Annotated in this window: 22 protein-coding genes; 8 read left to right on the top strand and 14 right to left on the bottom strand. The window is 73.2% G+C overall.

Annotated features, from left to right (window positions below; genetic code table 11):
* The first annotated feature begins 159 nt into the window (after positions 1 to 159).
* The 3 genes from xylA to ACQUQD_RS02965 all read left to right on the top strand — a co-directional run bounded on the left by xylA (position 160) and on the right by ACQUQD_RS02965 (position 2,321).
* Positions 160 to 1,326, top strand: a complete 1,167-nt coding sequence (gene xylA, locus ACQUQD_RS02975) for a xylose isomerase (RefSeq protein WP_428950328.1) — start codon at positions 160 to 162, stop codon at positions 1,324 to 1,326.
* Between the two features lie 76 nt (positions 1,327 to 1,402).
* Complete coding sequence (locus tag ACQUQD_RS02970) at positions 1,403 to 1,816, top strand: hypothetical protein (RefSeq protein ID WP_428950327.1); 414 nt, start codon at positions 1,403 to 1,405, stop codon at positions 1,814 to 1,816.
* Positions 1,817 to 1,859: 43 nt separating this feature from the next.
* On the top strand, positions 1,860 to 2,321 hold the full coding sequence (locus ACQUQD_RS02965; RefSeq protein WP_428950326.1) for a VOC family protein: 462 nt from the start codon (positions 1,860 to 1,862) through the stop codon (positions 2,319 to 2,321).
* 20 nt (positions 2,322 to 2,341) lie between these two features.
* On the opposite strand, the gene ACQUQD_RS02960 is transcribed toward ACQUQD_RS02965, so the two are convergent.
* Positions 2,342 to 3,700, bottom strand: coding sequence for an esterase-like activity of phytase family protein (locus ACQUQD_RS02960; protein WP_428950325.1), 1,359 nt, complete (start codon positions 3,698 to 3,700; stop codon positions 2,342 to 2,344).
* Between the two features lie 257 nt (positions 3,701 to 3,957).
* On the opposite strand from ACQUQD_RS02960, the gene ACQUQD_RS02955 reads away from it, so the two are divergent.
* Entirely contained in the window at positions 3,958 to 4,449 is a 492-nt protein-coding gene (locus ACQUQD_RS02955; protein ID WP_428950324.1) for an N-acetyltransferase family protein, read from the top strand.
* Between the two features lie 82 nt (positions 4,450 to 4,531).
* The gene (locus tag ACQUQD_RS02950) at positions 4,532 to 5,650 is read left to right on the top strand and encodes a substrate-binding domain-containing protein (RefSeq protein WP_428950323.1); all 1,119 of its coding nucleotides are present in this window, start codon (positions 4,532 to 4,534) and stop codon (positions 5,648 to 5,650) included.
* On the opposite strand, the gene ACQUQD_RS02945 is transcribed toward ACQUQD_RS02950, so the two are convergent.
* The 7 genes from ACQUQD_RS02945 to ACQUQD_RS02915 all read right to left on the bottom strand — a co-directional run bounded on the left by ACQUQD_RS02945 (position 5,619) and on the right by ACQUQD_RS02915 (position 13,920).
* The gene (locus ACQUQD_RS02945) at positions 5,619 to 8,111 is read right to left on the bottom strand and encodes a polysaccharide lyase 8 family protein (RefSeq protein ID WP_428950322.1); all 2,493 of its coding nucleotides are present in this window, start codon (positions 8,109 to 8,111) and stop codon (positions 5,619 to 5,621) included. The genes ACQUQD_RS02950 and ACQUQD_RS02945 overlap by 32 nt on opposite strands.
* A gap of 122 nt (positions 8,112 to 8,233) precedes the next feature.
* Positions 8,234 to 9,628, bottom strand: coding sequence for an NADP-dependent succinic semialdehyde dehydrogenase (locus ACQUQD_RS02940; RefSeq protein ID WP_428950321.1), 1,395 nt, complete (start codon positions 9,626 to 9,628; stop codon positions 8,234 to 8,236).
* Positions 9,629 to 9,721: 93 nt separating this feature from the next.
* On the bottom strand, positions 9,722 to 10,198 hold the full coding sequence (locus ACQUQD_RS02935) for an NUDIX domain-containing protein (protein WP_428950320.1): 477 nt from the start codon (positions 10,196 to 10,198) through the stop codon (positions 9,722 to 9,724).
* 75 nt (positions 10,199 to 10,273) lie between these two features.
* On the bottom strand, positions 10,274 to 10,801 hold the full coding sequence (locus ACQUQD_RS02930) for a GAF domain-containing protein (RefSeq protein WP_428950319.1): 528 nt from the start codon (positions 10,799 to 10,801) through the stop codon (positions 10,274 to 10,276).
* A 130-nt stretch (positions 10,802 to 10,931) separates the two neighbouring features.
* Positions 10,932 to 12,470: an MFS transporter gene (locus tag ACQUQD_RS02925; RefSeq protein ID WP_428950318.1), complete on the bottom strand. Its 1,539-nt coding sequence runs from the start codon at positions 12,468 to 12,470 to the stop codon at positions 10,932 to 10,934.
* Between the two features lie 163 nt (positions 12,471 to 12,633).
* Positions 12,634 to 13,236 carry a sigma-70 family RNA polymerase sigma factor gene (locus ACQUQD_RS02920; protein WP_428950317.1) on the bottom strand — a complete coding sequence of 201 codons (603 nt, stop codon included), beginning with the start codon at positions 13,234 to 13,236 and terminating at the stop codon, positions 12,634 to 12,636.
* Positions 13,237 to 13,299: 63 nt separating this feature from the next.
* Positions 13,300 to 13,920 carry a hypothetical protein gene (locus tag ACQUQD_RS02915; protein ID WP_428950316.1) on the bottom strand — a complete coding sequence of 207 codons (621 nt, stop codon included), beginning with the start codon at positions 13,918 to 13,920 and terminating at the stop codon, positions 13,300 to 13,302.
* A gap of 166 nt (positions 13,921 to 14,086) precedes the next feature.
* On the opposite strand from ACQUQD_RS02915, the gene ACQUQD_RS02910 reads away from it, so the two are divergent.
* Entirely contained in the window at positions 14,087 to 15,502 is a 1,416-nt protein-coding gene (locus tag ACQUQD_RS02910; protein ID WP_428950315.1) for a PepSY-associated TM helix domain-containing protein, read from the top strand.
* A gap of 25 nt (positions 15,503 to 15,527) precedes the next feature.
* Here ACQUQD_RS02910 and ACQUQD_RS02905 read toward each other — a convergent pair whose 3' ends face one another.
* The 4 genes from ACQUQD_RS02905 to ACQUQD_RS02890 form a co-directional block, all read right to left on the bottom strand.
* Complete coding sequence (locus ACQUQD_RS02905; RefSeq protein ID WP_428950314.1) at positions 15,528 to 16,766, bottom strand: cation:proton antiporter; 1,239 nt, start codon at positions 16,764 to 16,766, stop codon at positions 15,528 to 15,530.
* A 4-nt stretch (positions 16,767 to 16,770) separates the two neighbouring features.
* Positions 16,771 to 17,256, bottom strand: a complete 486-nt coding sequence (locus ACQUQD_RS02900) for a cation:proton antiporter regulatory subunit (protein WP_428950313.1) — start codon at positions 17,254 to 17,256, stop codon at positions 16,771 to 16,773.
* Between the two features lie 115 nt (positions 17,257 to 17,371).
* Positions 17,372 to 18,919 carry an ATP-dependent DNA ligase gene (locus ACQUQD_RS02895; protein ID WP_428950312.1) on the bottom strand — a complete coding sequence of 516 codons (1,548 nt, stop codon included), beginning with the start codon at positions 18,917 to 18,919 and terminating at the stop codon, positions 17,372 to 17,374.
* Positions 18,920 to 18,989: 70 nt separating this feature from the next.
* Positions 18,990 to 20,648, bottom strand: coding sequence for a sigma factor (locus ACQUQD_RS02890; RefSeq protein ID WP_428950311.1), 1,659 nt, complete (start codon positions 20,646 to 20,648; stop codon positions 18,990 to 18,992).
* Between the two features lie 204 nt (positions 20,649 to 20,852).
* Here ACQUQD_RS02890 and ACQUQD_RS02885 point away from each other — a divergent pair, with 204 nt between their 5' ends.
* Positions 20,853 to 21,290 (top strand): SsgA family sporulation/cell division regulator, encoded by a 438-nt coding sequence (locus ACQUQD_RS02885; protein ID WP_428950310.1) that lies wholly within the window; start codon positions 20,853 to 20,855, stop codon positions 21,288 to 21,290.
* Here the strand turns inward: ACQUQD_RS02885 and ACQUQD_RS02880 are convergent.
* Together ACQUQD_RS02880 and ACQUQD_RS02875 are read right to left on the bottom strand one after the other, a co-directional pair.
* A complete protein-coding gene (locus ACQUQD_RS02880; protein WP_428950309.1) occupies positions 21,238 to 22,809 on the bottom strand; it encodes an MFS transporter in 1,572 nt (523 codons plus the stop codon). The two genes, ACQUQD_RS02885 and ACQUQD_RS02880, sit on opposite strands and share 53 nt — an antisense overlap.
* 53 nt (positions 22,810 to 22,862) lie before the next feature.
* Entirely contained in the window at positions 22,863 to 23,486 is a 624-nt protein-coding gene (locus ACQUQD_RS02875) for a chloramphenicol phosphotransferase CPT family protein (protein WP_428950308.1), read from the bottom strand.
* Between the two features lie 79 nt (positions 23,487 to 23,565).
* Between ACQUQD_RS02875 and ACQUQD_RS02870 the strand changes: the two genes are divergently transcribed.
* A complete protein-coding gene (locus ACQUQD_RS02870) occupies positions 23,566 to 24,114 on the top strand; it encodes a YciI family protein (RefSeq protein WP_428950307.1) in 549 nt (182 codons plus the stop codon).
* Positions 24,115 to 24,152: the final 38 nt, after the last annotated feature.

Raw genomic sequence — 24,152 nt, 5'->3', positions numbered from 1 at the left:
GGCTCTCCTGATTTCCGGTGATCCCGTGATCGTGAAAGGTCCGATCCGGGTCGGCTCTTCCCAGCGGCGTGCCCGCATACTAATTTGTAAAGCGCCATGACGAAATAGGCGGGCGACATGACATGCCATGCCGCCCGCGATCGGCGAGGGAGCCGCGAGATGACGTACCAGCCCACCCCCGACGACAAGTTCAGCTTCGGCCTCTGGACGGTCGGCTGGCAGGGCCGCGACCCGTTCGGCGACGCGACCCGCCCCGCGCTCGACCCGGTCGAGTCCGTGCAGCGCCTGGCCGAGCTCGGTGCCTACGGCGTCACGTTCCACGACGACGACCTGATCCCCTTCGGTGCCTCCGACACCGAGCGCGAGTCCCACATCAAGCGCTTCCGCCAGGCACTCGACACCACCGGCCTGGTCGTCCCGATGGCGACGACGAACCTCTTCACGCACCCGGTCTTCAAGGACGGCGGCTTCACCGCCAACGACCGCGACGTGCGCCGCTACGCGCTGCGCAAGACCATGCGCAACATCGACCTCGCCGCCGAGCTGGGCGCGCAGACCTACGTCGCATGGGGCGGCCGCGAGGGTGCCGAGTCCGGCGGTGCCAAGGACGTCCGGCACGCGCTCGACCGGATGAAGGAGGCCTTCGACCTCCTCGGCGAGTACGTCATCGAGAAGGGCTACGACCTCAAGTTCGCCATCGAGCCCAAGCCGAACGAGCCCCGCGGCGACATCCTCCTGCCCACCGTCGGCCACGCCCTCGCCTTCATCGAGCGCCTGGAGCGCCCGGAGATGTACGGCGTGAACCCGGAGGTCGGCCACGAGCAGATGGCAGGCCTGAACTTCCCGCACGGCATCGCCCAGGCCCTGTGGGCGGGCAAGCTGTTCCACATCGACCTCAACGGCCAGTCCGGCATCAAGTACGACCAGGACCTGCGCTTCGGCGCCGGTGACCTGCGCTCCGCCTTCTGGCTCGTCGACCTCCTGGAGACGGCCGGCTACGCGGGCCCGCGGCACTTCGACTTCAAGCCGCCGCGGACCGAGGACTTCGACGGTGTCTGGGCGTCCGCCGCGGGCTGCATGCGCAACTACCTGATCCTCAAGGACCGTGCCGCCGCCTTCCGCGCCGACCCCGAGGTGCAGGAAGCGCTGCGCGCGTCGCGCCTGGACGAGCTGGCGCAGCCGACGGCGGCCGACGGCGTCGCCGCGCTCCTCGCGGACAAGAGCGCCTACGAGGAGTTCGACGTGAACGCCGCCGCCGAGCGCGGCATGGCCTTCGAGCGCCTGGACCAGCTGGCCATGGACCACCTGCTGGCCGCCCGCGGCTGACCGCACACGGGTCAGGGGAGACCACAACTTCCCTCCGGGGGTCGCGTGTTGGACCGTCGACGGGGACCCTGGGGGTATGTCCGTACCCCCGCCCCCGTCGCAGCCGCCCCCGCCGCCCAGCGATCGACCGCCCTCGGGCGACGGGTTCGGCCCGCCGCCCGGGGGCTCCTACGGTGCACCGCCACCCGAGGAACCGCGGCGCCCCGGGCGACGCCCCCTCCTCCTGCTCGCCGTGCTCGTCGCCCTCGTGGTGATCGTCGGCGCCGTCGTGCTCGTGGCGACGCGCGACACCGGCGGCGACGGCCGGCCCTCGCCGGCCAGCAGCAGCCAACGAGGCACGCCCTCCCCGTCGTTGAGCATCCCGAGCGAGCTCCCGAGCGCGCTGCCCAGCGAACTTCCCAGCGGCCTGCCGTCCGGGATCCCGACCGAACTGCCCAGCGAACTCCCCAGCGGCCTGCTGCCGAGCGACGTGGAGTCCCTGCTGCCGTGACGCTCCGCCCGGAGGACCGGGACGGGTGTTACAGGATGGACGGATGACTGCCTTCTACCATGTGTGCTTCGCCGTTCCCGACATCGAGCCGGCGATGCGGGACCTCCAGCGGGCGGCCGGGGTGACCTGGAGCGACCCGGTGTCCGACCGGCTCGGCGCGTGGGACTACCGCATCGCCTTCACCCAGGGCGGGCCGCCCTTCATCGAGCTGATCGAAGGCGCGCCCGGCAGCCCGTGGGACGCTGCCGCGGGACCCCGGTTCGATCACCTGGGCTTCTGGTCGAGCGATGTCGACCGAGGATCCCGTCGCCTGACGGACGCCGGTTTCCCCGTGGACTTCTCGGGCTGCCCCTACGGCCGGCCCTTCGCCTACCACCGGATGGACAGCATCGGTGCCCGCGTCGAACTCGTCGACCTCGGCCGCCAGGCCGGCTTCCTCCGCGCCTGGCATCCGGACGGCGCACCGATGCCGGCCATCGACGAGACGGCCGGCGAGCAGCCCTGAAGCGGTGACCGGGGCGCTCGTCAGAGAGCGCCCTTCGGCAGCTTCACGTACGTCACGCGCGTCTCGATGCCGCTGTCCACGAGCCGCCCGTTCGCGTCGAACGCGCCCGCGCCGTCGGTCATCCCGAAGTCGTTGTCGTTGATCAGAGCGAGCGTGCCGTGCCCGGCGAGCGCCACGCCCTCGATCTTGTCCTGCACCCCCTCGACCGTGTTCAGGTCCACCACGAGCCGCTTGCCGAGCACCGGCACCCCGGAGGCCGCCGGGTCCTCGAGCTGCTCCAGCGACGGTGACGTACCGGCGTCGTCCCACGCTCCGCCCAGGATGTCCGCGCGACGGGTGAGCCGGACCTCCTGGAGGCGGGCCGCCTTGTCGGTGCGCTCCTCCACCAGCAGCCGGTCGCGGCCGAGCGCCACCACGGAGGAGATCTTCAGCTCGGAGGTGTCGTCCTCGCCCGGGTCGACGTCACCGACCGCATCGAAGCGGTACGCGTACTCGGCCGTGACCGCCTTCTTCTGCGGCGAGAAGCGGAAGAGCCGCGTGGTGCGCGAGGCGTCCCCCGCATCCCCGTCGGGCAGCGACAGCGGGCTCTGCAGGGCCAGCACCAGGTCACCGCCAGGCAGTTGGGCGAGCCCCTCGAAGCCTCGGTTGATCTTGCGGTGCAGCAGCACGGACGGCAGGGACTCGACGACGGGGTAGTCGGCGCCCTTCAGGTTCAGGCCCTTCGGCACGTGCCGGGCGAGCACCTTCCCGTGCGCCGAGACGTGCACCAGCGACGGCCCGTACTCGTCGATGAGCCAGAACGTCCCGTCCGCGGCCCGCACGATGCCCTCGGTGTCGAGCCCGTTCGGGTCGTACGCGAGCGGGGACCCCGCGTCGTACGTGTACGGCTTCTCGTCGCGGCCCTCCTGGTTCGACAGGCCGGTGACGGGCCTGCCGGACGTCGTCGTCAGCGGGATCGACCGCAGGACCTTCACCCGGTCGCCGGTGACACGGATCTTCACGATTGCCGGGTCGAAGCCGGGGACGGGGAAGGTGCGGCGCTTGGTGCCGTCGACCTTGATCTGGCCGTTCGGGCCGCGGTCGGTGACCGTCCAGTACTCGCCCTCGCGTCCCGCCGGGAAGATGTCGGAGCCGATGCCGCCCAGGTCGACACCGCGGTCGTCGTCCACCGTGCCCGGCAGCAGACCGTTGCTGAACGTGCCCAGCGGTATGTCGCCGAGCGTCGCGCTGCCCGTCACCTCGGCCGTGCGGGACCCGCCGTGGCCGGCCGGGGCACCCGTCGCCGTCCCGGCCACGGCGATCGCGGCCAGCGCGGCGAGCGGCACCCCCGCGGCGACGGTGCGGCGGACGCGGCGCTTGCCGGTGACGTGCGGGGACATGGAGCCTCCTGAGGCGCTGAAAGGTGAACTGCGCACACGGTCGGCCCCGGCGCCGAACTCCCGGTGACGGCGAGGTGAATGCGGGTGAACGCACGGACGGCGTGTGCCCGTACCGGCTCAGGCTCGCGCTTTTCGTGTACGCGAGGCGCACGCGGGCGAGAGCGTGCGGATGTGCGCGGACCGGTCCCGCTCCTCGATGGTGGACACCATGCGAGACCGGGTCGAGGAAGCGCGCGAGGGTCTGCGAGACTGCGGAAGTGAACGACAGTGCGAATCCTGCCGCCCTCCCCGCCTGGGAACTGCGCCCCGCCCTCGTCGCCGACATCGAGGTCATCGTCGAGTTGCGCGCCGCGGTGATGCGCGCCGATCTCGAACGGCTCGGGCGGTACGACCCGCACCGTGTGCGGCAGCGGTTCCGGGACTCCTTCGCCCCGATGCACACCCTCGTCGTCGAGGCCGACGGCGCGTTCGCGGGCTGCGTCACGCTGCGACCCGACGGGGACGACCTGCGGTTGGAGCACTTCTACCTCGCACCGGTCCACCAGGGCCGTGGCCTCGGGTCGGCGGTGCTGGGCGCCCTCCTGGACCGGGCGGACGCCGACGCCCGGGCCGTCCGCCTCGACGTGCTGCAGGGCAGCGCCGCGCGGCGGCTGTACGAACGGCACGGCTTCACCATGGAGTCACAGGACCCGGTGGACGTCCACATGATCCGCAAGCCCAACTCCGGCCCTCCCGCCGGATCGTTGTGAGCGCACTCGATCGATACGATGACGCGGCCGACGCCGACGGCGCGCGGATCGGGGCAGGGGACCACGGGGAGGGGCCGGAACCATGCGGCTGCACGTCGACCGGCGCCACGCGCGCGTCCTCGAACTGCTCCGGGAACGCGGCACCCTCCGCGTCGCCGACCTCGCCCACGAGCTGGGTGTCTCCCCGGTCACCCTGCGCCGTGACGTCGAGTCCCTCGCTGCCCAGGGCAGACTCCACCGGCTGCACGGCGCCGTCGTGTGGCCCGGAGAGACAGGGGAGCTCCCCGAGCAGACGGGCCGGCCGGCCGAGGGAGGCGTCGTCGGCATGGTGGTGCCGACCACCGAGTACTACTACGCGGAAGTGGTGCGCGGCGCCCGGGAAGCCGTGGAGGAGCGCGGCGCCCGCCTCGTGGTGGCGCTCTCCCAGTACCTGCCCGGCGAGGACTCCGTACAGGTCGACCGGCTCCTCGCGGCGGGCGTCGACGGGCTTCTCCTGACGCCCAGTTGGGACCGCGGGGTACCTGGGCCGGGGGAGGGGCTGCGGATCACCGAGCGGCCCGTTCCGACGGTCCTCGTCGAGCGCTCGGCGCCGCACGGGCACCCCGCAGCCGCCCTCGACCGGGTCCGTTCCGACCATGCCCACGGCGCCGCCGAGGCCGTCCGGCACCTGGCCTCGCTCGGTCACCGCACCATCGCCCTCGCGGCCCAGGAGTCGCCCACCAGCGCCCAGTTGAGGCGCGGCTACGAGGCGGCCGTGGAGGCGCTCGGCCTGCGCCCCGCACCCGAGTCGTCGCTCGCGCGGCGGCCCGCGGCCACCGAGGCCGAGCGTTTCGAGCGGACCTTCGCCTTTCTGCGCGATGCGGTCGAGGAGCACGGGGTGAGCGCGGCGATCCTGCACAGCGACGCCGACGCGATCGTCCTCGTCCCCCGGCTGCGGGCACACGGCGTGCGCGTGCCCGAGGACCTGTCCGTCATCACCTACGACGACGAGGTCGCCGCGCTCGCCGATCTGCCGCTGACGGCGGTCGCCCCGGCCAAGCGGACCGTGGGGCGTCGCGCCGCGGAGCTGCTGCTGTCCCGGCTCGCCGAGCCGTCAGGCACCCGCGAACCGGGACAACACCTCGACATCCTCCCGGAGTTGAACCTCCGGGCCTCGTGCGGCGCGCCGGTCAGCCGAGCCGGACGGTCACCTTCTGCGTGAGGCCGCCGGTCGCGCTCAGGTCGCCGAACGTGAGCTTCAGCTCCCGGCCCGGCTCGGCGCCGGTGACCGTCCCCGGCTTCGACGTCACCGACCGGACCGGGCGCCGCCAGGTCAGCGTGGCCGCCTTCACCGCGCGGTTCGGGTCACTGACCGACACCGTCGCCGTGCCGTCCCGCTTCTCCCGGATCTGCACGATCAGCGGCGCGTCCACCGTCACCCGGCCCACCGATCCGGGCTCCCAGAACGTCACCCCGGTGAAGCCGAGTGACGGCACCCGAACGCCCTGCCGCGCACCGGAGTTGACGTCGACGTCCAGCCACCCCCGGTCCAACGCCCGCGCTGCTGTGCGCAGTTCGCTCGCGCCGGGCATGAGGATGTAGGCGTACGTCGCGTCCGAGGGGTCGGTGCCGTGGTCGGCCAGCAGGGTCACGTACCGTCGCGTCACCGGATCGGTCGAGCCGCCGCCGTTGATGCTCCGCCACGTGCCCGTACGCTCCTCGCGCAGCGTCGTCAGGGAGGTGCCGCCGGGGAAGACGTAGCCGCCGTGACCCGCGACATGGGCCCAACGGGCGTGCGGATGGGCCGCGTTCCAGGGGTGGCTCGTCGGCTGCGGGCGGCCGTCGACCGTCAGGCGCGCTGTGCCCGCAGCCCCGAGGTTGCGGCTGTCGAAGACGCTCTCCACCGCGGCGCCGTCCGTGCTCGTGATGCCCGCGCCCAGGCACACCACCGCGTCGTCGAGGAAGAACCACGACTTCTTCGCCCGAAGCGTCGACGACAGGCCGCGCACGTCCTGCGCGAGGGCCGCGTACGTGCCGTCCGTCGCGCCGCCCACCCACGCCGTGTCGGGCCTGGCCGCACCCCATGTCCCGCCCTCGGCGTCCGTGAGCTGCTTGCGGGAGACCGTCGTGCCGGGCAGCCGGTAGGGGTCCGCGGTGGGCCAGTAGCCGTCGCTGTACTGGCCGCCGCCGTCGCTGTCGTCCGCGGCCCACCAGGAGAGCATGCCCGAACCGGTGTGCCAGCCGCGGACGTTCTCGCCGTTGCCGTTCTCGTAGAACGTGATCGCCTTCGAGGACATCGACACCGACGCCGTGAACCGCTTCGTGCGGTGGGTGGCCCGCGCCATCGACGGGAAGACGTGGTGGCCGGTCGGTTCGGCCGCCGGTTTCACGGTGGAGTCGTCGAGCAGCGACGTCACGCGGGACAGCGCGGCGACACCGAGCGTGCGGCCCGTCGTCACGTCGCTGTAGTGGTCGCGGGTGAACCAGCCCTTGGCGAGCGCCCGCCACCGCGCGTTCTCCTCGGCGCTCGCCCCCAGACCGAGCAGCACGATCGAGGCGATCACCCCGTGCCCGCGCGCGTGGTCGTCCTGCTGGATCTTCAGCGGATCGGTGGCGACCAGGCCCCGGCTGATCGCCCGCCCCGACACGTTGTCCATCATCAGCCCGTCGTGCAGGAACGGCGCGTACGCGTCCTCCACGGAGTCCAGGAAGATCTGCCGTCCGCTGTCGGTGATCGCCCAGGTGGAGTCGCCGAGCAGCGCGAACAGCTTGCTCAGGCCGTCGATCAGGACCGCGCCGTACGAGCCCGTGTACGGCACGTACGTGTGCTGGATCAGCGAGCCGTCCGCGTACAGGCCGTCGCCCGAGGTGACGTACGGGAAGACCGGCGACACGGCGTCCCTGGCCAGCGCGACCTTCGCCGCGGTGCCGTCGAGGATGCCGCGCAGCGCGAGCACGCGGCACAGGTCGATGCGGTTGGCGCCGGTGCTGGTGCCCGTGTACTTGGCGACCAGCGAGTCCGGTACGAAGTGGTCGATCGCCTCGACCGCCGCCGTCAGCTGCTCGGCGCTCAGGTGCTCGTACATCAGGATCGCGATGTCGAGCAGCCGCTGCGGGGCGCCTATCTGGAAGTTGTACCAATTGCCGTACTGGGCCTGGGACTTGTTGTAGACCTGTGTGCCCAGGTGGTCCACGGCGGTCAGGACGGCCGTCTTGAGGGACGCGTCGCCGGTGAGGCCGGTGCCGGGCTGGCAGAACGCCTCGGCCATGGCCCGCACGCGCTCGTAACTCGTCTGGATCTTCTCCGAGTAGCCGTACGACTCGGTGTCCGTGTCGGGGTCCGGGTCGCCGAACACGGCGTCCGGCCACAGCGAACCGTCCGTCGGGGCCATCGCGTCGTGCCAGGACTTCGCCTGCGCCCCGAGCGTCGCGAGCTTCGACTTGAACGGCTCGGCGGTCGGGCTGAAGCCCTCGCCGAGGTACAGCGTCCGCCACTTCGCCCGCAGCGCCGCGAACTCGTCGTCGGCCGCGGCCGCGCCGCCCGCGCCGGCGGCCACGGCCTGCTGGGGGAGTCCGACGGCGAGCGCGGCACCGGCGGCCGCGGTCGAGGCGAGGAAGCCGCGACGGGACCAGGAGGGAGCCGACGGGAGGAACGAGGGCGAAGGGGGTGTCTGCGACGTCATGAAGGGCTCCGGGATGCTGGAGTGACCGCTGGGAGTAAGCGGTTTCTAGCACCCGGAGTTTCAAACGCTCAAGAGGATCGCCCAAGTTGAGCGTTTCGATCGTTCTGTGGAGGTGGATGAACTCAGGCGCCGATCCACACCGTCGTGATGTTGCAGAACTCCTTGATGCCGTGGTCCGCGAGCTCCCGGCCGTACCCGGACCGTTTGGCGCCGCCGAAGGGAAGCGCCGGATGCGAGGCCGTCATGCCGTTCACGAAGACGCCGCCCGCCGCGCTGTCGCGGGCGAACCGCTCGATCTCGTCCTCGTCGCCGGTCCACAGATTGGAACTCAGCCCGAAGGATGTGTCGTTCGCGACGGCGAGCGCCTCGTCCAGGTCCCCGACCCGGTACAGCGTGGCGACCGGCCCGAACGTCTCCTCCTGGTGGATGCGCATCTGCGGCGTGATGTCGGCCAGCACCGTCGGCTCGTAGTACCAGCCGCGCTCCGCGAGGCCCTTCGGCCGCTGACCGCCGCACAGCACGGTGGCCCCGGCCTCCACAGCGTCGTCGACCAACTCCTCCAGGTCGGCCCGGCCCTGCTCGCTGGAGAGCGGGCCCACGTCCGTCGACTCGTCGAGCGGATCGCCGACGCGCAGCGCCCGCATACCGTCCACGAAAGCGTCCCTGAACTGCTCGAAGACGTCCTCGTGCACGATGAACCGCTTCGCCGCGATGCACGACTGGCCGTTGTTCTGCACCCGGGCCGTCACGGCCGTCCTCGCCGCCTTGGCGACGTCCGCCGACGGCATGACCACGTACGGGTCGCTGCCGCCCAGCTCCAGGACCGTCTTCTTCACCTCGTCACCGGCGATCGCGGCGACGGACCGCCCGGCCGGCTCGCTGCCGGTCAGCGTCGCCGCGGCGACCCGCTCGTCGCGCAGGATGCCCTCCACGGCGCCGGACCCCACGAGCAGCGTCTGGAAACAGCCCTCGGGGAACCCGGCCCGGCGGAACAGGTCCTCCAGGTAGAGGGCGGTCTGCGGGACGTTCGAGGCGTGCTTGAGCAGGCCCACGTTCCCGGCCATCAGAGCGGGCGCCGCGAACCGGACGACCTGCCACAGCGGGAAGTTCCACGGCATCACCGCGAGCACCACGCCCAGCGGCCGGTAGCGGACGTGCGCCCGGACCGCACCGGAGTCCTTCACGTCCTGCTCGGCCGGGTGCTCGTCGGCCAGCAGCCGCGCCGCGTTCTCCGCGTACCAGCGCATCGTCCGCGCGCACTTCGCCGCCTCCGCGCGGGCCGCCGCTACCGGCTTGCCCATCTCCGTCGTCATGACGCGCGCGATGTCCGGGGTGTCCGCGTCCAGCAGATCGGCGGCCTGCTGGAGCAGCCTGGCCCGGTCGAAGAACGTCGTGGTGCGGTACGTGTCGAACGTCCGGGCCGCCAGGGCCACCTTCTGCTCGATGTCCTCGGGGGAGAGGGCGTCGTACGTCCTCAGCGTCTCGCCGTTCGCGGGGTTGACCGTCGCGATGGGCATGGGGGCGACCTCCTGTGCGCGGTTCCTTCGACCTTCCCGCGCGGCGCGGGGCCGCGCAACGCGGGGTCCTCCGCGTACCCGGACGGACCGGTGTCAGACCTGCTCGGCCAGCCGGTCCAGGAACACCGTCTGCGCCGTGACGACGACGGCCCGCGCCGCGTCCAGGCCGAACCACGCCACCCGATCCAGCTCGGGGAACTCGGCGGTGCGCCCCGAACCGCGCGGCCACTCCATCGTGAACGTGCCGGGCACCACGTCCGCCGGGTCGAGGTCCGCCTCCACGGCCCACACCGTGACGTGCTTCCCGCCGGACTGCACCGTCTCGCCGAGCGGCAGCGGCGTGCCGTCCGGGGCGGGCAGTCCCAGCTCCTCGCGGAACTCGCGGCGTGCCGCGTCCCAGGGCGGCTCGTCCGGCCCGTACTCGCCCTTCGGGACGCTCCACGCCCCCGCGTCCTTGTGCGCCCAGAACGGGCCGCCCATGTGACCGAGCAGCACCTCGGGCCCCGCGGGGGTGCGGCGGAAGAGGAGCAGACCCGCGCTGCGTTTCGTTCGCTTCGTCCCGTCAGCCATACCGCCAGTCTCGGTGCAGATGCCGGACGACCGCGAGGGCACGGCGGTCCCGGGGGTCCACGGTCCGGGCCGGGTTCAGCAGCGGGTGAGAGGCCGGATGCCCAGGGCCGTGGCGTCCGCCAGGTGCTGGCCCAGGCGCAGTTGCAGCGGTCCCGGCGGGCCGGCCCGCTCCGACAGCAGGCTGAGCGAGCCGACCGCCCGTTCCGCCGTGCGCAGCGGCACCGCCACCACGCACGCGAAGCCCAGCGAGCGCGCCATCGCCGTGTACGACGGCCAGTTGGCCCGCGCGTACGGATGCGCCAGCGGCACACCGCGGATCGGCTGCTCCGAGGCCCGGCAGTCCGCTCCGGGGCCCTCGCCCCAGGACAGCGAGGCCCGCTCCAGACGCAGCCCCCGAGGGTCGGAGGCGGCCATCTCGACCCGCCCGGTCGGCGGCTTGAGCACCGCCGCCGCCGAGGGCACGCCGAGCAGGGACACACAGCAGCCGACCAGGGCGGACAGGGCCTGCGATCCGCCCTGCGCGGCGGCGTCCGCCACTTCGACGAACGCCGTCGCGAGCCGCTCGCTGTCCACCTGGTACGCCTCGTACGGCACGCCGCGCATGGTCGGTCCCCCTTGACCCTCGCCCCTGATTCCGCCACCCCGCGCAAGCGCCGTCGCCCGCCCGGCACACGGCCGGGCGGGCGGACTTTGCAGAAGGGGTATGCCCCGTGGATGGGCGGCCCGAACCGTCTCACATGTGGACGGCGCCCTCGGCCGAAGCCGACGCCGACTTCGGTACGCCCGGCCGGTACAGCACCAGCGTCACCACGAAGCCCACCGCGAAGAACAGCGCCGACCACGTGAACGCGGTCGAGTAGCTCTCCATCGACGCCTGCGCCTGCACCTGGGGCGAGGGCTGCTTGCCGGAGAGATAGCTCGTCGCGGCGCTCGTCGCGAGCGTGTTCAGCAGCGCCGTGCCGATCGAACCGCCCACCTGCTGGCTGGTGTTGACCATCGCGGAGGCCACGCCCGCGTCGTGCGCGGCGATTCCCGCCGTGGCCAGGTTCATGGCGGTCGCGAAGATGAGACCGAGGCCGATACCGGCGACGAGCAGCGGCGGCAGCACATGCGCCGCGTAACTGCTGTGCAGGTCGAGCGCGGTGAGCCAGGCCATGCCGCCGGCCGCGAGCGCCATGCCGAGCGGCACGATCGGTTTCGGCCCGAGCCGCGGCACCAGATAGTTCGTGGTGACGATCGACGAGAACACCATGCAGGCGACCATCGGCAGGAACGCCACACCGGTGATCACCGGCGAGTACGCGAGGATCTGCTGCAGGTAGTACGTCAGGAACAGGAACACGCCGAACATGCCCGCGCCGGAGATGAACATCGCGAGGTACGACGCCCCGCGGTCCCGGTCGAGCACCACGCGCAGCGGCAGCAACGGGTGCGCGGCCCGCGTCTCCCACCAGGCGAACGCCACGAGCAGCAGCGCGCCGACCACGAGGAAACCCCACGTCTGCACATCGCCCCAGGCATGCGTCTCGGCGTTCGAGAACCCGTAGACGATGCAGAACAGGCCGACCGAGACGAGGATCGTGCCCGGCACGTCCAGCTTCGGCCGGTCCGCGGGGCGGCCGCCGTGCAGCAGCCGCATGCCGCCGAGGATCGCGACGACCGCGAACGCCAGGTTCACGTACAGACACCAGCGCCAGTCCAGGTACTCGGTCAGCACACCGCCCAGCAGCAGGCCGACCGCGCCGCCGGCGCCCGCGATGGCGCCGTAGATGCCGAACGCCTTGGCGCGCTCGCGCGGGTCCGTGAACGTCGTGGTCAGCAGTGACAGCGCGGCCGGCGCGAGCAGCGCGCCGAACACGCCCTGCAGGGCCCGCGCGAACACCAGCATCCCGAAACTCGTCGCCGCGCCGCCCAGCGCCGAGGCCGCCGCGAAGCCGATCAGACCGGCGATGAAGACGGCCTTGCGGCCCACCAGGTCGGCGATGCGGCCGCCGAGCAGCAGCAGGCTGCCGAACGCGAGGGCGTAGGCGGTGACGATCCACTGCCGGTTGCCGTCCGTGAAGCCCAGGTCCTGCTGGGCGGAGGGCAGCGCGATGTTCACGATCGTCGCGTCGAGCACGACCATCAGCTGAGCGATGCCGATGACGGCGAGGATCAGCCATCGGTGCTCATGCGCGCCGCCGCCCGCGTACGGCGCCGAGCCGCCGTCGGGCGGCGTGGTCCGTATGCCGGATTCGGCTGATGCCTCGGCGGAGTCGGGCGAGCGATCCATGGTGGCCTCCAGACAACCAGGTGCACCCCCCGATCTACCTCGCCCACCACGCTAAGCGCCCGGCTCACGGACGGCGACCGGGAGAGAACGGGACCGTTCACGGGGCCCGCCGCTGTCCGTGCCGCTCCGGTCCCCGTGCGCCACGGGGACCGGAGCGGCGGGATCAGGCCGTGTGCTCGGCCGCGGACAGCAGGGCCGTCACGTGCGCACGGGCCCGGGAGACCCGCGAGCGGACCGTGCCGACGGGGCAGCCGACGGCCGCCGCCGCGTCCTCGTACGGCAGCCCGGCCAGCTGGGTCAGCAGGAACGCCTCCCGGCGCGGCGCGTCGATCCGGGCCAGCAGATCGAGCAGCGCGACCCCCTCGTCGAAGCCGGGCAGACCGGGCGCCTGGGCCCGCTCCACCGCCGCCTGCCAGTCGTCGGTGTCGGCGATCCGCGGCCGGGCCGCCGCCGAGCGGAACCGGTCCGCGACGGTGCGCCGCGCGATCGACAGGAGCCAGACGCGGGCGCTGGAGCGCGCCGCGAACCGCGGCAGCGCTGTCAGCGCCCGCAGATAGGTCTCCTGCGTCAGATCGTCGGCGCCGTGCACGTCGCCGCTCAGGTGCAGCACATAGCGGCGCACGTCCTGACGGGTCGCGAGCACGAAGCGCTCGACCGCCGGCGGATCGCCGTCCCGCGCGGCGAGCGCGAGCGCGGTGATCCGTTCGTCGTCGGCCGCGCGCGCCGCGGCCGGCGGGGGAGAGGGGTGTACGAGGGCAGGGGTCATCGCCGGACGTCCTTCGGTGGTGCGGGCGTGGGGAAGCCGCCCGTCACCCCGAGGCGCGAGCGGTCACATGAGGACGGGCGAGCGGGGCGGCCCCCGACGCGAGACGACGTGCTGCAGCAGCACCGTGCGCAGCCGCCGCGGCGCCGCGAACAGGCCCGCGCGCGGCGGCCGTCCGGGCACCGCGACGACCCGCGGCACCCCGAGCGCCCGGCGCAGCGGTACGAACAGGGCGGCGGCGAGCGCCCGCCCCGTCCGGTACGCGGCGGCTTCTCCGCGCCACAGCCACAGGCCGCACACCACCGCGGCGGCGACGTGGGCGAGGAACATCCCGGTCGTCGAACCCGGCGACATGAAGGCGAGGTGTCCGTGCGCCTCCGGCATGGGCATGGCGCCCATGTCCGTCATGGGGGAGTCCGCCGTCGGGGCCGTCAACTTCTGGGCGAGAGCGAACAGTTCGTGCAGCGTCAGCTGGGTGACCACGGTCGCCCCGGTCACCGCCCGGCCGCCGCGTTCACGCCCGGTCAGCCACCACGCGGCCGCGGTCGTCGCCGCGCCCGCGTATCCGACCGCCCACCAGGGAAGGGCGGTCGCGGACATCAGGGCGTGTCCCGTCGCCGTCGCCGACACGCACACGGCCGCGAACACGGCGGCGCGAGCGAGGCGGAAAGCGGGCCCTGACGTCATGGCGAGCATCGTGCCAGGAGCCTGCCCAGCGCGACCGGCCACCTCCCCAACTCCCGCCCGCCCGGCCGCAGATGTGACGCACACCACAAGAGGCGCCGGGAACTCAGGGCCGAACCGCCCCGACTCCTGACCCGTACCGACCCGAAGCCCCGAGGAGTTGCCGCCCATGTCAGCACCGCCGACGACGCCACCCCTCACCGAAGGCGTCCCGCCCGTCGCCCGCCGCGGCGCCCTGCGCACCCTGCGCCCGATGGTGCGCCGCCTGCACTTCTACGCGGGCGTCTGCGTCGCCCCCTTCCTGCTCGTGGCGGCCTTCTCCGGATTCCTGTACGCGGCCTCCTTCCAGGCCGAGAAGGTCGTGTACGCGCATGAGCTGCGGGTGCCCGAAGGCGACCGCAAGCTCTCGGTGTCGCGCCAGGTGGCCGCGGCCCGCGCGGCGCACCCGGAGGGCACCGTGGCGGCGGTCCGCCCGTCGCCCGAGCCCGGCGCCACCACCCGCGTCCTGCTGGCCGGGGTGCCGGGCGTCGCCGCGGACCACACCCTCGCCGTGTTCGTCGACCCGTACAAGGGCACCGTGCGCGGAGCGCTGGAGCAGTACGGATCGACGGGCGCGCTGCCCCTGCGGACCTGGATCGACGGCCTGCACCGCGACCTCCACCTCGGTGAGAACGGGCGCCTCTACGGGGAGTTCGCGGCGAGCTGGCTGTGGGTGATCGCGGGCGGCGGAGTGGTGCTCTGGTGCGGCCGGGCCCGCGCCCGACGCAAGGTGCGCGGCAGCACGGGCCGACGCCGCAGCCTCGGCCTGCACGGGACGGTCGGGGTGTGGGCGGCCGTGGGCCTGGTCTTCCTGTCCGCCACGGGCCTGACCTGGTCGACGTACGCGGGCAAGAGCATCGAGGACCTGCGGGTGGCGGTCGGGCAGACGACACCCGCGGTGACGGCCACCGTGCCGGGGCCGGATGCCGGCTCGGGTACGGGCGCGGGTTCGGGCGAGCACGCGGAACACGGCGGGGGCGCTGCGGCCGGTGCCCCTGTCGAGGGCGTCGGGGTCGACCGGGTCCTGGCCTCCGCGCGGGCCGAGGGGCTGGGCGACCCCGTCGAGATCGTGCCCCCGGCCGACGCGTCGTCGGCGTACGTCGTCAAGCAGATCCAGCGCAGCTGGCCGGTGAAGCAGGACGCGGTCGCGGTCGATCCGGCCACCGGGAAGGTCACCGACGTGCTGCGGTTCGCGGACTATCCGGTGCTCGCCAAGCTGACCCGCTGGGGCATCGACGCGCACACCGGCACCCTGTTCGGCCTCGTCAACCAGATCGTCCTCGCCGCGCTGGCGCTGAGCGTGATCCTCCTGATCCTCTGGGGCTACCGCATGTGGTGGCAGCGCGGCAGGGGCTCCCGTTTCGGGAAGCCCCTGCCGCGTGGCGCCTGGCAGCACGTGCCGCCGTACGTCCTGGTGCCGTCGATGGCGCTGATCGCCGTCCTCGGCTACTTCGTCCCGCTCCTGGGCATCCCCCTGGCCGCGTTCCTGGCGGTGGACATCGCACTGGGCGAGATCGCCTACCGGAAGGGGAAGGCGCGCGCCTGAGCTTCACGGCCCGGGGGCCGGGCGGTCAGCCGATCTGTTCGTCGACCGGCGTCGTGTTCTCGGAGGCCCGCGGTGCCGGCACGGTGCCCGCCGCGGGCGCCGCCGCCCGCTGCCGGGGGAACAGCCGCTGGGCGATCGGCTCCGTGTACCGCGCGGTCAGCGGGCCCACGATCACCAGGATCAGCACGTACGCGGTCGCCAGCGGACCGAGCCGCGGCTCGATCCCGGACGTCACCGCGAGGCCCGCGATCACGATGGAGAACTCGCCGCGCGCCACGAGCGCGCCACCGGCCCGCCAGCGCCCCTTGACGGAGACACCGGCGCGGCGGGACGCCCAGTACCCGGTGAAGATCTTCGTGCAGGCCGTGACCACGGCGAGCAGCAGCGCGGGCAGCAGCACCGGCGGAATGCTCGCCGGATCGGTGTGCAGCCCGAAGAAGACGAAGAACACGGCGGCGAACAGATCCCGCAGCGGGGACAGCAGCGTGTGCGTCCCCTCCGCGACCTCACCCGACAGCGCGATACCGACGAGGAAGGCGCCGACGGCGGCGGAGACCTGGAGCTGCTGGGCGAGCCCGGCGACGAGAATCGTCAGACCGAGCACCACCAGGAGCAGCTTCTCCGGGTCGTCGCTCGACACGAACCGGGAGATGTGCCGCCCGTACCGCACCGCCACGAACAGGACGAGGCCCGCCGCACCCAGCGCGATGGCCAGCGTCAGACCGCCCGCCGCCCAGCCGACCCCGGCCAGCAGCGCGGTGATGATGGGCAGGTACACCGCCATCGCCAGGTCCTCCAGGACCAGGATGCTCAGGATGACCGGCGTCTCCCGGTTGCCGAGCCGCCCGAGGTCCCCGAGCACCTTGGCGATGACGCCCGACGACGAGATCCAGGTGACACCGGCGAGCACGACGGCCGCCACCGGACCCCAGCCCATCAGCAGCGCGGCGGCCGCGCCGGGCAGCGCGTTGCACGTCATGTCGACGAGCCCCGCCGGGTACTGCGTCTTCAGATTGCTGACGAGGTCGCTCGCCGTGTACTCCAGGCCGAGCATCAACAGCAGCAGGATCACGCCTATCTCGGCGCCGATCGCCACGAACTCCTCGCTCGCGCCGAGCGGGAGCAGCCCGCCCTCGCCGAACGCCAGCCCCGCGAGGAGATAGAGCGGGATCGGCGAGAAGCGCAGCCGCCCGGCGAGCCGGCCCAGCAGGCCGAGCGCCAGGATGATCGCCCCGAACTCGATGAGAAAGACAGCGGAGTGCATCCGATCACTCCCGACCCAGGATCGTGGCCGCCGCCTCGACGCCCTCGCGGGTACCGATCACGATGACGGTGTCGCCGCCCGCCAGCCGGAAGTCCGGGGTCGGCGACGGGATCGCCTCCGCCCGGCGCAGCACGGCGACGATCGACGCGCCGGTCTCGGTGCGCATCTGCGTCTCCCCGAGCAGCCGGCCGTTCCAGTGCGACACCCCCGGGATCTCGATGCGCTCGGCGACCAGGCCCAGATCGGTGGTGTGCAGGAGGTTCGGGCTGTGGTGCGACGGCATCAGCGCGTCGATCAGATACGCCGCTTCCCCCGAGGTCAGCTTGAGCGACAGGGCGCAGGCGTCGGGATCGTCGGCCTGGTAGGCGTTGAGCGTGCGACCCCCGTCCCGGTGCGCGACGACCGACAGTTGGCGTTGCTCTCGCGTCGTGAGGTCGTAGCGGAATCCGATCCCCGGCAATGGTGTCCTGCTCAGGCGTGAAGCGGGCACGTCTCTCCCCTTGTCCGTGCATGTCCGGGCGGCGGTCCCGGCGGCCGTTACGTGGCTGATGCATCTTTCAGTGCGGGTGTCACCCTATACGGCTCATGTTTTGGCAAAGAAATGCTCAGGCGTCGAGGGCGGGGTGGGCCGCCAGCACCGTTGTCACGGTGTCCGCCTGTTCGGCCGTTTTGTCCTCGCGATAGCGCACCACGCGCGCGAAGCGCAGCGTGACGCCCGCCGGATAGCGCGAGGACCGCTGCAGCCCGTCGTACGCGATCTCGACGACCAGCTCGGGCCGCACCGTCACCACGTGCCCGTCGTCGCCCACGGCCAGCTCCCGCAGCCGCTCGGTCTGCCAGGTGAGTAGCGCGTCGGTGAGCCCCTTGAACGTCTTGCCGAGCATCGCGAACGAGCCGTCCTCGCGGCGCGCGCCCAGGTGCAGGTTGGACAGCTTGCCGGTGCGCCGCCCGTGCCCCCACTCGGCGGCGAGCACCACCAGGTCGAGGGTGTGCACCGGCTTCACCTTGAGCCAGGACGCGCCCCGCCGCCCCGCGCTGTACGGCGCTTCGAGGCCCTTGAGGACGACGCCTTCGTGCCCGCGCTCCAGCGTCGCGGTGAAGAAGTCCTCGGCCGCGGCCCGCTGCTCCTGGTCGGCGGCGTCCTCGACGACGGTCCGCCGCACCCGCATCGGCTCGGGCACGAGCCGCGCCAGCCGCTCGTGCCGCCGGGCGAACGGCAGATCCAGCAGGTCGACCCCGTCGACGTACAGCACGTCGAAGAAGACGGGCGAGACGGGCAGGGCCGCGGCTGCCCGTGCCACGTCCACCCGCGATCCGACCCGCCCGGCGACCTCCTGGAACGCCTTCGGCCGCCCGGCGTCGTCCAGCGCGATCACCTCGCCGTCCAGGATGAACCGATCGCTCGGCAACTCCCTGGCCGCCGCGATCACTTCGGGCAGCCGGTCGGTGATGTCGTCGAGGGTGCGGGTGTAGACCCGGATGTCTTCTCCGTCCCGGTGCACCTGGACGCGGATGCCGTCGAGCTTCTCCTCCACGGCGCACGCCCCCAGCTTGTCCAGGCCCTCGCCGACCGAGCCCGCGCTGTGGGCGAGCATCGGCAGCACGGGGTGCCCGACGGTCAGCCGGAAGTCCGCGAGCGCGGCGGGCCCCCGGGAGAGCAGCGCCTGCGCGACCGGCTGCAACCCGCCCGCCAGCATCACCGCACGCCGTACGTCCGCCGGGGGAGCGTCGGTCGCCCGGGCGAGCCCCTCGAGCGCGACCGCGTCCAGGGCGCCCTGCCGCACCTCGCCGGTCACCAGGCCGAACAGGAACCGCTGCTCGTCCTCCGTCGCCGCCCCCATCAACTCGCCCACCAGGCGCCGCCGTTCGGCTTGTGACCCGGCGCCGGACACATCGCCCAGCACGGTCAGCGCCGCGTCGACGTCCTGCACGCTCAGCCGTGGTTCGGCCGTGGGCTCCACTCGCTCGCCCAGCACGCGCCAGCCGACGCCGAGCCGCCCCTGGGGGAGCCGACCCGCCAGATACGGGATGACGATCGGCACGTCGTCGGGCTCCGCTCCCCGGAACAGCTCGGCGAGCAGCTCGATCTTCCGGGACCGCGCCGAGGTGGCGGCGACCTCCTGTGACACCTGTGCGAGCCGGGCGAACAGCATGCAGCCATGGTGCAACGCGGGGGAGCACGGCGCACCAGTACGGTCCTGTCGCCGCCCGGGGCGCCCGTGGTCAGCCGAAGTGGCACACGTAGATCGGACCCAGCCAGGGTTCGCAGGCCGGAGCGGGTTCAGTCGGTTCAGCGGGTGCACTGGGCTCGGCCGGCTGGGTCGGTTCGGTGGGCTGCGTCGGCGGGGTGGGGCCGGTGGGCCGGGCGGGTTCCGTGGGCTGCGGCGGCTGGGTGGGTTCGGCCGGTTCGGTGGGCTGTGTGGGCTGCGTCGGCTGGGCGGGTCCAGTCGGTTCGGTGGGTGTCGTGGTCTCGGGGCCGGTGGGTGCGGGCGGTGTCGTCGGGGATGTGGCGCTCGGCGGCGGGGCCGCGGGCGCGGTCGGGGTGGCCGGGGCTGCCGGTGTGTCCGGTGTCTGCGGCGGAGCCGCCGGGGCCTCGGGTGCCGTCGGCTGGACGGGAGCCGTCGGAGTCGCCGGACCCTGTCGCTGCGCTGGAGGCCTGGGTGCCGTGGACGCGGTCGGTTGCCCGGGCTCGGCCGGTGCGGACGGTCGGTCCGGCGGCTTCGGAGCACTCGGTGCCGCGGGCGGGTCCTGCCGGGAGTCAGGAGTTACAGGATCAGGAGCAGCGGACCCGGGCGAAGGGGGAGTTGACGGCGCGGGCTGCGCCTGGCGCGGGGCCGGTGCCTGCGTTCCCTCCCGATCGGCGGCGGGGCTGTCCGCGACCGTCGCCGCACGCTGCGGCGGCACCGGGTCGCCGGGCCCGCTGAACACGAGCCCGGCTGCGACGGCCGCCCCCGCGACCGAGACCCCGAGCACCCCGGCCACCGCGCCCGGCGCTTTGGACCCGCCGGTCAGGACGTGCCGCATCCCGTGCAGGAGGCCGGACCCGTGACCGCCGGACGCGACGCCCGCCCCCGCCCCGGTCGCCAGTGGCAGCAGGAACGTGCCCGCGCCGCCGAGCGCGAAGACCAGCAGCGCCGGACCCGCCAGAGCGGGCAGCCGGTCGTTGGCGCGCAGCAGGACCGCGAGCCGTGCCCGGCAGTCGTCGCAGGTGTCGATGTGCGCGAGGAGCTTCTCCGATTGCCGTGCGGACGCCTCGTCGCGTACGTGCGCGGGCATCCTGTCCCAGTGGGCCTCGCAGGCCGGATCCTCAGGGGTGCCGGGATGGGCCCGCAGGAACGCCTGGCGCATGCCCTCCCGCGCCCGGTGCAGCAGGACCGCCGTCGCCCCGCTGCCCGCGCCGATGCGCCGGCCCACCGCCTCCAGCGGCTGCCCCTCCGCCTCGGCGAGCCACAACGCCTTCACCCAGCGCTCGGGGAGCTGGCCCAGCACCCGGGCCAGCAGGTCCACGCCCGCCGCCCGCACGGCCGGGTCCTGGTCCTCGTGCGCGCCGAAGGCCGCAGGCGCCGACTCCACGCCGTCGTGCGGATCGAGCGGTGTCTCGCGGGCGGCGCCGCGCCCCGCCGTCGCCGCGAGATGACGCACGGTCGTCGTCAGATAGGCGGCCACGTTGTCGATGGCGTGCCCGGCGGCGAGGCGTCGCCACACCCGGAAGTGCGCCTCGGCGACGAGATCGTCTGCGAGCCAGGGGTTCGCGGTCAGGGAGCGGGCGTACGCGACGAGGCGCGGCTGCTCCGCCTCGTAGATCCGGGCGTACCCGGCCGGGCTGAGGCCGCCCTCCGTGGCGGCTGCGGATATCGGCGCGGCGGCGGGGCCGTCGGTCATGGCAGGACTCTTCCGTCCGACGTCAGCGGAAAGGCCCGACTGCGATCGGGCGGGCGGATTGACACGTTAATTGACGAATGTCGGATTATGGAGGGGTGAGTGGCGCAGGTCACATCAACCTCTCCGGGCTTTGCCGTAATGCGTCGCCCCACTGCCGCGTCGAACGGGTATCAGGAACCACGCAGCGCAGAAAGAGAGCCCGCCATGCCGACCACGCTGCCCGTCACTCTCGAACAGCCCGCTCGCGCCCGCCTCGTCACCGCCGAGGGGCCGGGCGGCCCGGAGCGCGCGCTGACCGTCACGCTCCGCTACTCCTCCGCCGACCCGCTCGCGATACGGCTGGTGTTCCCGGCCGCGGCCACGCTGGCCGGTGCCGAGGTGACGTGGGCGTTCTCGCGCGCCCTCCTCGACGAGGGGCTCCGCACCCCGACCGGCACCGGTGACGTGCACGTCTGGCCGTGCGGTCGCGCCCGCACCGTCGTGGAACTGCACGCGCCGGAGGGTCTCGCCGTGGTCCAGTTCGACACCTCGGCCCTGCGTCGCTTCCTGCGGCGCTCGTACGCCCTGGTGCCTGCCGGCGACGAGGACGTCACCGCCGTCGTGGACCGCGCGATCGCCGCGCTGCTCGGCCGTCAGGAGTGAGGGACGCCCGGCGGTCGTCACCGGACTCCAACGCCGGTGCGCAGACGCCGAGATGGGACCGGCACTGCGGCTGCGGGGCCTCGGCGATGCGGGGCCGCACGTGCCGTGGCCGCACGAACAGGGCCGCCGTCGCGGACGCCAGGACGAACAGCAGGGCGCAGCCGTACGCCGCCCGGTGGAACGAGGTGTTCACGGCGGCGGGCCGGGTGTACGCCTCGCCCGACAGTCCGACGGCCAGCGGCAGACCGGCGACGACCAGCAGCTGCGCGACGCGTGCCGCTGTGTTGTTCACACCGCTGGCGAGCCCGGCGCGCTCCGGCTCCACCGACGCCAGGACGGTCGCCGTCAGCGGGGCCACGAACAGGCTCATGCCGAGCCCCAGCACGGCGACCGCGGGGAGCACCTCCGTGACGTACGAGGCCCCTGGCTCGATCCGCAGCATCAGCAGCACCCCCACCGCGGCGACGAGCGGGCCGGTCACGAGCGGCGGTGTCGGCCCGACCCGGCGCGCCAGATCACCGGCCCGGGCGGACAGCAGCAGCATCAACGCGGTCACCGGCAGCGTCGCCGTCCCGGCCTGCAGTGCGTCGTAGCCCAACGTGGTCTGCAGCTGCACCGGCAGCAGGAAAAGGATGCCGCCGATCCCCGCGTACAGGCAGAGCGTCATCCCGTTCGTGGCGCTGAACAGCCGCGAGGAGAAGAGCGAGAGCGGCAGCATGGGGGCGGCCCGGCGTCGCTCGACCAGCACGAACGCGACACCGGCGACGACGCCCAGGAGCGCGGGAAGCCCGGTGGACACGGCGGACGCGCCGCCGGACGAGCCGATGAGCGCGTAACTCACGCCCGCCAGGCACAGCGCCGCGAGTGCCGCGCCGGCCACGTCGAACGGCGTGTCGGCGGCGTGGGCATCGCGGCTCTCTGGCACGAACCGCAGCGCGACCACGAGCACGGCCGCGGCGATCGGCACGTTGATGAGGAAGATCCACCGCCACCCGGGCCCGTCGATCAGCCAACCGCCGAGGAACGGTCCGAGCGCGCCCGCCACCCCGGTCAGCCCGGACCAGGCGCCGACCGCCCGCGCCTGGTCGTCCGGATGGAACACGGACCGCACCAGCGCCAGCGACCCCGGGGTCAGCAGCGCGCCCCCGACGCCCTGCAGCGCACGCGCCGCGATCAACGTCCCCTCGTTCGGGGCCAGGCCGCACAGGGCCGACGCTGCCGCGAACCCCGCGACCCCCAGCACGAGCGTCCGCCGTCGGCCGATCCGGTCACCCAGCGCGCCGCCCCACAGCAGCAGCGCCGACAGCGTCAGCATGTAGGCGTTGACGACCCACTGCAGGGTGGACAAGGAGGCCCCGAGGTCGCGCCCCATGGTCGGGAGCGCGACGTTCACGACGGTCCCGTCGAGCATCGCCATGCCGGAGGCGAGCACCACGCACGCCAGGATCCACCGCCCGTGCGCGGAGGAGAGCCGTACGCCCGGGGCGGCGCCGGGTCCGTGATGCGCCGTCGCAGTCATCGCGGCCCATTCTCGGGGACGGGACCCGCGGCCGCGACCCCCACTGCGGCGACTCAGCCGTGCCGGCGCCGCGGCGGCACGGCGGCGATCTGGTCGCGCCCCGGCCCCGGCGGCTCCTGGCTCTGCGCCGGGCGGCGCCCCCGCAGGCGCGTGAAGGCGGTCGGGCTGGGGCGCACCGGAAGGAAGTCCCTGATCCGCTCGGCGCAGGCGCGCGGACTCGCCGTACCGGTGTCGCACTCCAGGTCGTAGTCGCCGTGCCGGTGCACCAGGTGGTACTGGTGCGCGGCGAGGCCCGGCGGGCGGTCGCCCCGCGCCCGTTCCCGGCGGGTCAGTTCGTCGAGGGGGCAATGGACGCCGACGAACAGCACGTTCTCCGGGGGCAGTACCGCGAGGCAGTCGAGCAGTCGCCACGGCTCGCTGAGCACATGGTCGACGACGACGTCGTTGCCCACCTCGGACATCGCCGCGACCGAGCGGTGGAAGCCCATCCGGGTCCGGCGCAGCGCGGCGTCGAGTTGCTCCGGATCGAGCTTCCGCTTCGTGCGCATCGCGTTGAAACCGTCCACCGCCAGATGGAAGAACACACCGTCGTCGAGGATGTCGAGCAGTTCCCGGGCGATGCTCGACTTTCCCGAACTGGACGTCCCGTTGAGGAAGATGATGCGGCCCGCTGTCATCCCCGCATGCTCACACGGCGACGCTCGCGGCAGGAAAACCCGATGCGGGTCCGCCGCCCGTTGGGGAGAGTCTGGGGCCATGGAGTTCTTCTGCTACCACCGTGACCGTCCCGGCTCCCTCGAACTGCGCGACGAACTGCTGGAGGACCACTGGTCCTACATGGACCGGTACGCCAAGGAGCTGATCGCGCGCGGCCCGACCTTCGCCGAGGACGGCGAGACGCCCACGGGCAGCGTGCACATCGTCGACCTGCCGGATGCCGCCGCCGCCCGCGCGTTCGCCTTCGACGAGCCGGGCCACCAGGCGGGCGTGTACCGGGACGTGCTGCTGCGCCGCTGGCGCAATCTGCTGGGGCGCACCATGTGGGAGTTCCCCGGCGGCCTGACCGGCGGCGATCGGTACCTGGTGCTGGGCCTCGGATCGGGCCGGGCGGCCGACCTCGACGTGCCGCCGGACCGGGACGAGCTCCTCGCGTACGGCCCGCTGCTCTCCGACGACGGCACCACCTGGCTGGGCACGGCGGTGCTGCTCCGGGCCCCGGACCCGGACACGGCGCGCGCCGTCCTGACCGCGGACCGGTATGCCGACATCGAGGTCCACGACTGGGAGTGCGGCGGGCGGCGGTGATCCCAGAGTGGCGGCAAGCGCGGAGGGGGAGGGCGTGG

It is taken from the genome of Streptomyces sp. cg35 (genome assembly GCF_050410835.1).
Classification (GTDB): Bacteria; Actinomycetota; Actinomycetes; order Streptomycetales; family Streptomycetaceae; genus Streptomyces.
The sequence above is the reverse complement of the archived record's forward strand: the minus strand, read 5'-3'. Positions and strand labels throughout refer to the sequence as shown.

Coding starts and splice junctions, on each gene's coding strand:
- xylA (WP_428950328.1), top strand. CDS start 160: ATGACGTACCAGCCCACCCCCGACGACAAGTTCAGCTTCGGCCTCTGG.
- ACQUQD_RS02970 (WP_428950327.1), top strand. CDS start 1,403: ATGTCCGTACCCCCGCCCCCGTCGCAGCCGCCCCCGCCGCCCAGCGAT.
- ACQUQD_RS02965 (WP_428950326.1), top strand. CDS start 1,860: ATGACTGCCTTCTACCATGTGTGCTTCGCCGTTCCCGACATCGAGCCG.
- ACQUQD_RS02960 (WP_428950325.1), bottom strand. CDS start 3,700: ATGTCCCCGCACGTCACCGGCAAGCGCCGCGTCCGCCGCACCGTCGCC.
- ACQUQD_RS02950 (WP_428950323.1), top strand. CDS start 4,532: ATGCGGCTGCACGTCGACCGGCGCCACGCGCGCGTCCTCGAACTGCTC.
- ACQUQD_RS02945 (WP_428950322.1), bottom strand. CDS start 8,111: ATGACGTCGCAGACACCCCCTTCGCCCTCGTTCCTCCCGTCGGCTCCC.
- ACQUQD_RS02940 (WP_428950321.1), bottom strand. CDS start 9,628: ATGCCCATCGCGACGGTCAACCCCGCGAACGGCGAGACGCTGAGGACG.
- ACQUQD_RS02935 (WP_428950320.1), bottom strand. CDS start 10,198: ATGGCTGACGGGACGAAGCGAACGAAACGCAGCGCGGGTCTGCTCCTC.
- ACQUQD_RS02930 (WP_428950319.1), bottom strand. CDS start 10,801: ATGCGCGGCGTGCCGTACGAGGCGTACCAGGTGGACAGCGAGCGGCTC.
- ACQUQD_RS02925 (WP_428950318.1), bottom strand. CDS start 12,470: ATGGATCGCTCGCCCGACTCCGCCGAGGCATCAGCCGAATCCGGCATA.
- ACQUQD_RS02920 (WP_428950317.1), bottom strand. CDS start 13,236: ATGACCCCTGCCCTCGTACACCCCTCTCCCCCGCCGGCCGCGGCGCGC.
- ACQUQD_RS02915 (WP_428950316.1), bottom strand. CDS start 13,920: ATGACGTCAGGGCCCGCTTTCCGCCTCGCTCGCGCCGCCGTGTTCGCG.
- ACQUQD_RS02910 (WP_428950315.1), top strand. CDS start 14,087: ATGTCAGCACCGCCGACGACGCCACCCCTCACCGAAGGCGTCCCGCCC.
- ACQUQD_RS02905 (WP_428950314.1), bottom strand. CDS start 16,766: ATGCACTCCGCTGTCTTTCTCATCGAGTTCGGGGCGATCATCCTGGCG.
- ACQUQD_RS02895 (WP_428950312.1), bottom strand. CDS start 18,919: ATGCTGTTCGCCCGGCTCGCACAGGTGTCACAGGAGGTCGCCGCCACC.
- ACQUQD_RS02890 (WP_428950311.1), bottom strand. CDS start 20,648: ATGACCGACGGCCCCGCCGCCGCGCCGATATCCGCAGCCGCCACGGAG.
- ACQUQD_RS02885 (WP_428950310.1), top strand. CDS start 20,853: ATGCCGACCACGCTGCCCGTCACTCTCGAACAGCCCGCTCGCGCCCGC.
- ACQUQD_RS02880 (WP_428950309.1), bottom strand. CDS start 22,809: ATGACTGCGACGGCGCATCACGGACCCGGCGCCGCCCCGGGCGTACGG.
- ACQUQD_RS02875 (WP_428950308.1), bottom strand. CDS start 23,486: ATGACAGCGGGCCGCATCATCTTCCTCAACGGGACGTCCAGTTCGGGA.
- ACQUQD_RS02870 (WP_428950307.1), top strand. CDS start 23,566: ATGGAGTTCTTCTGCTACCACCGTGACCGTCCCGGCTCCCTCGAACTG.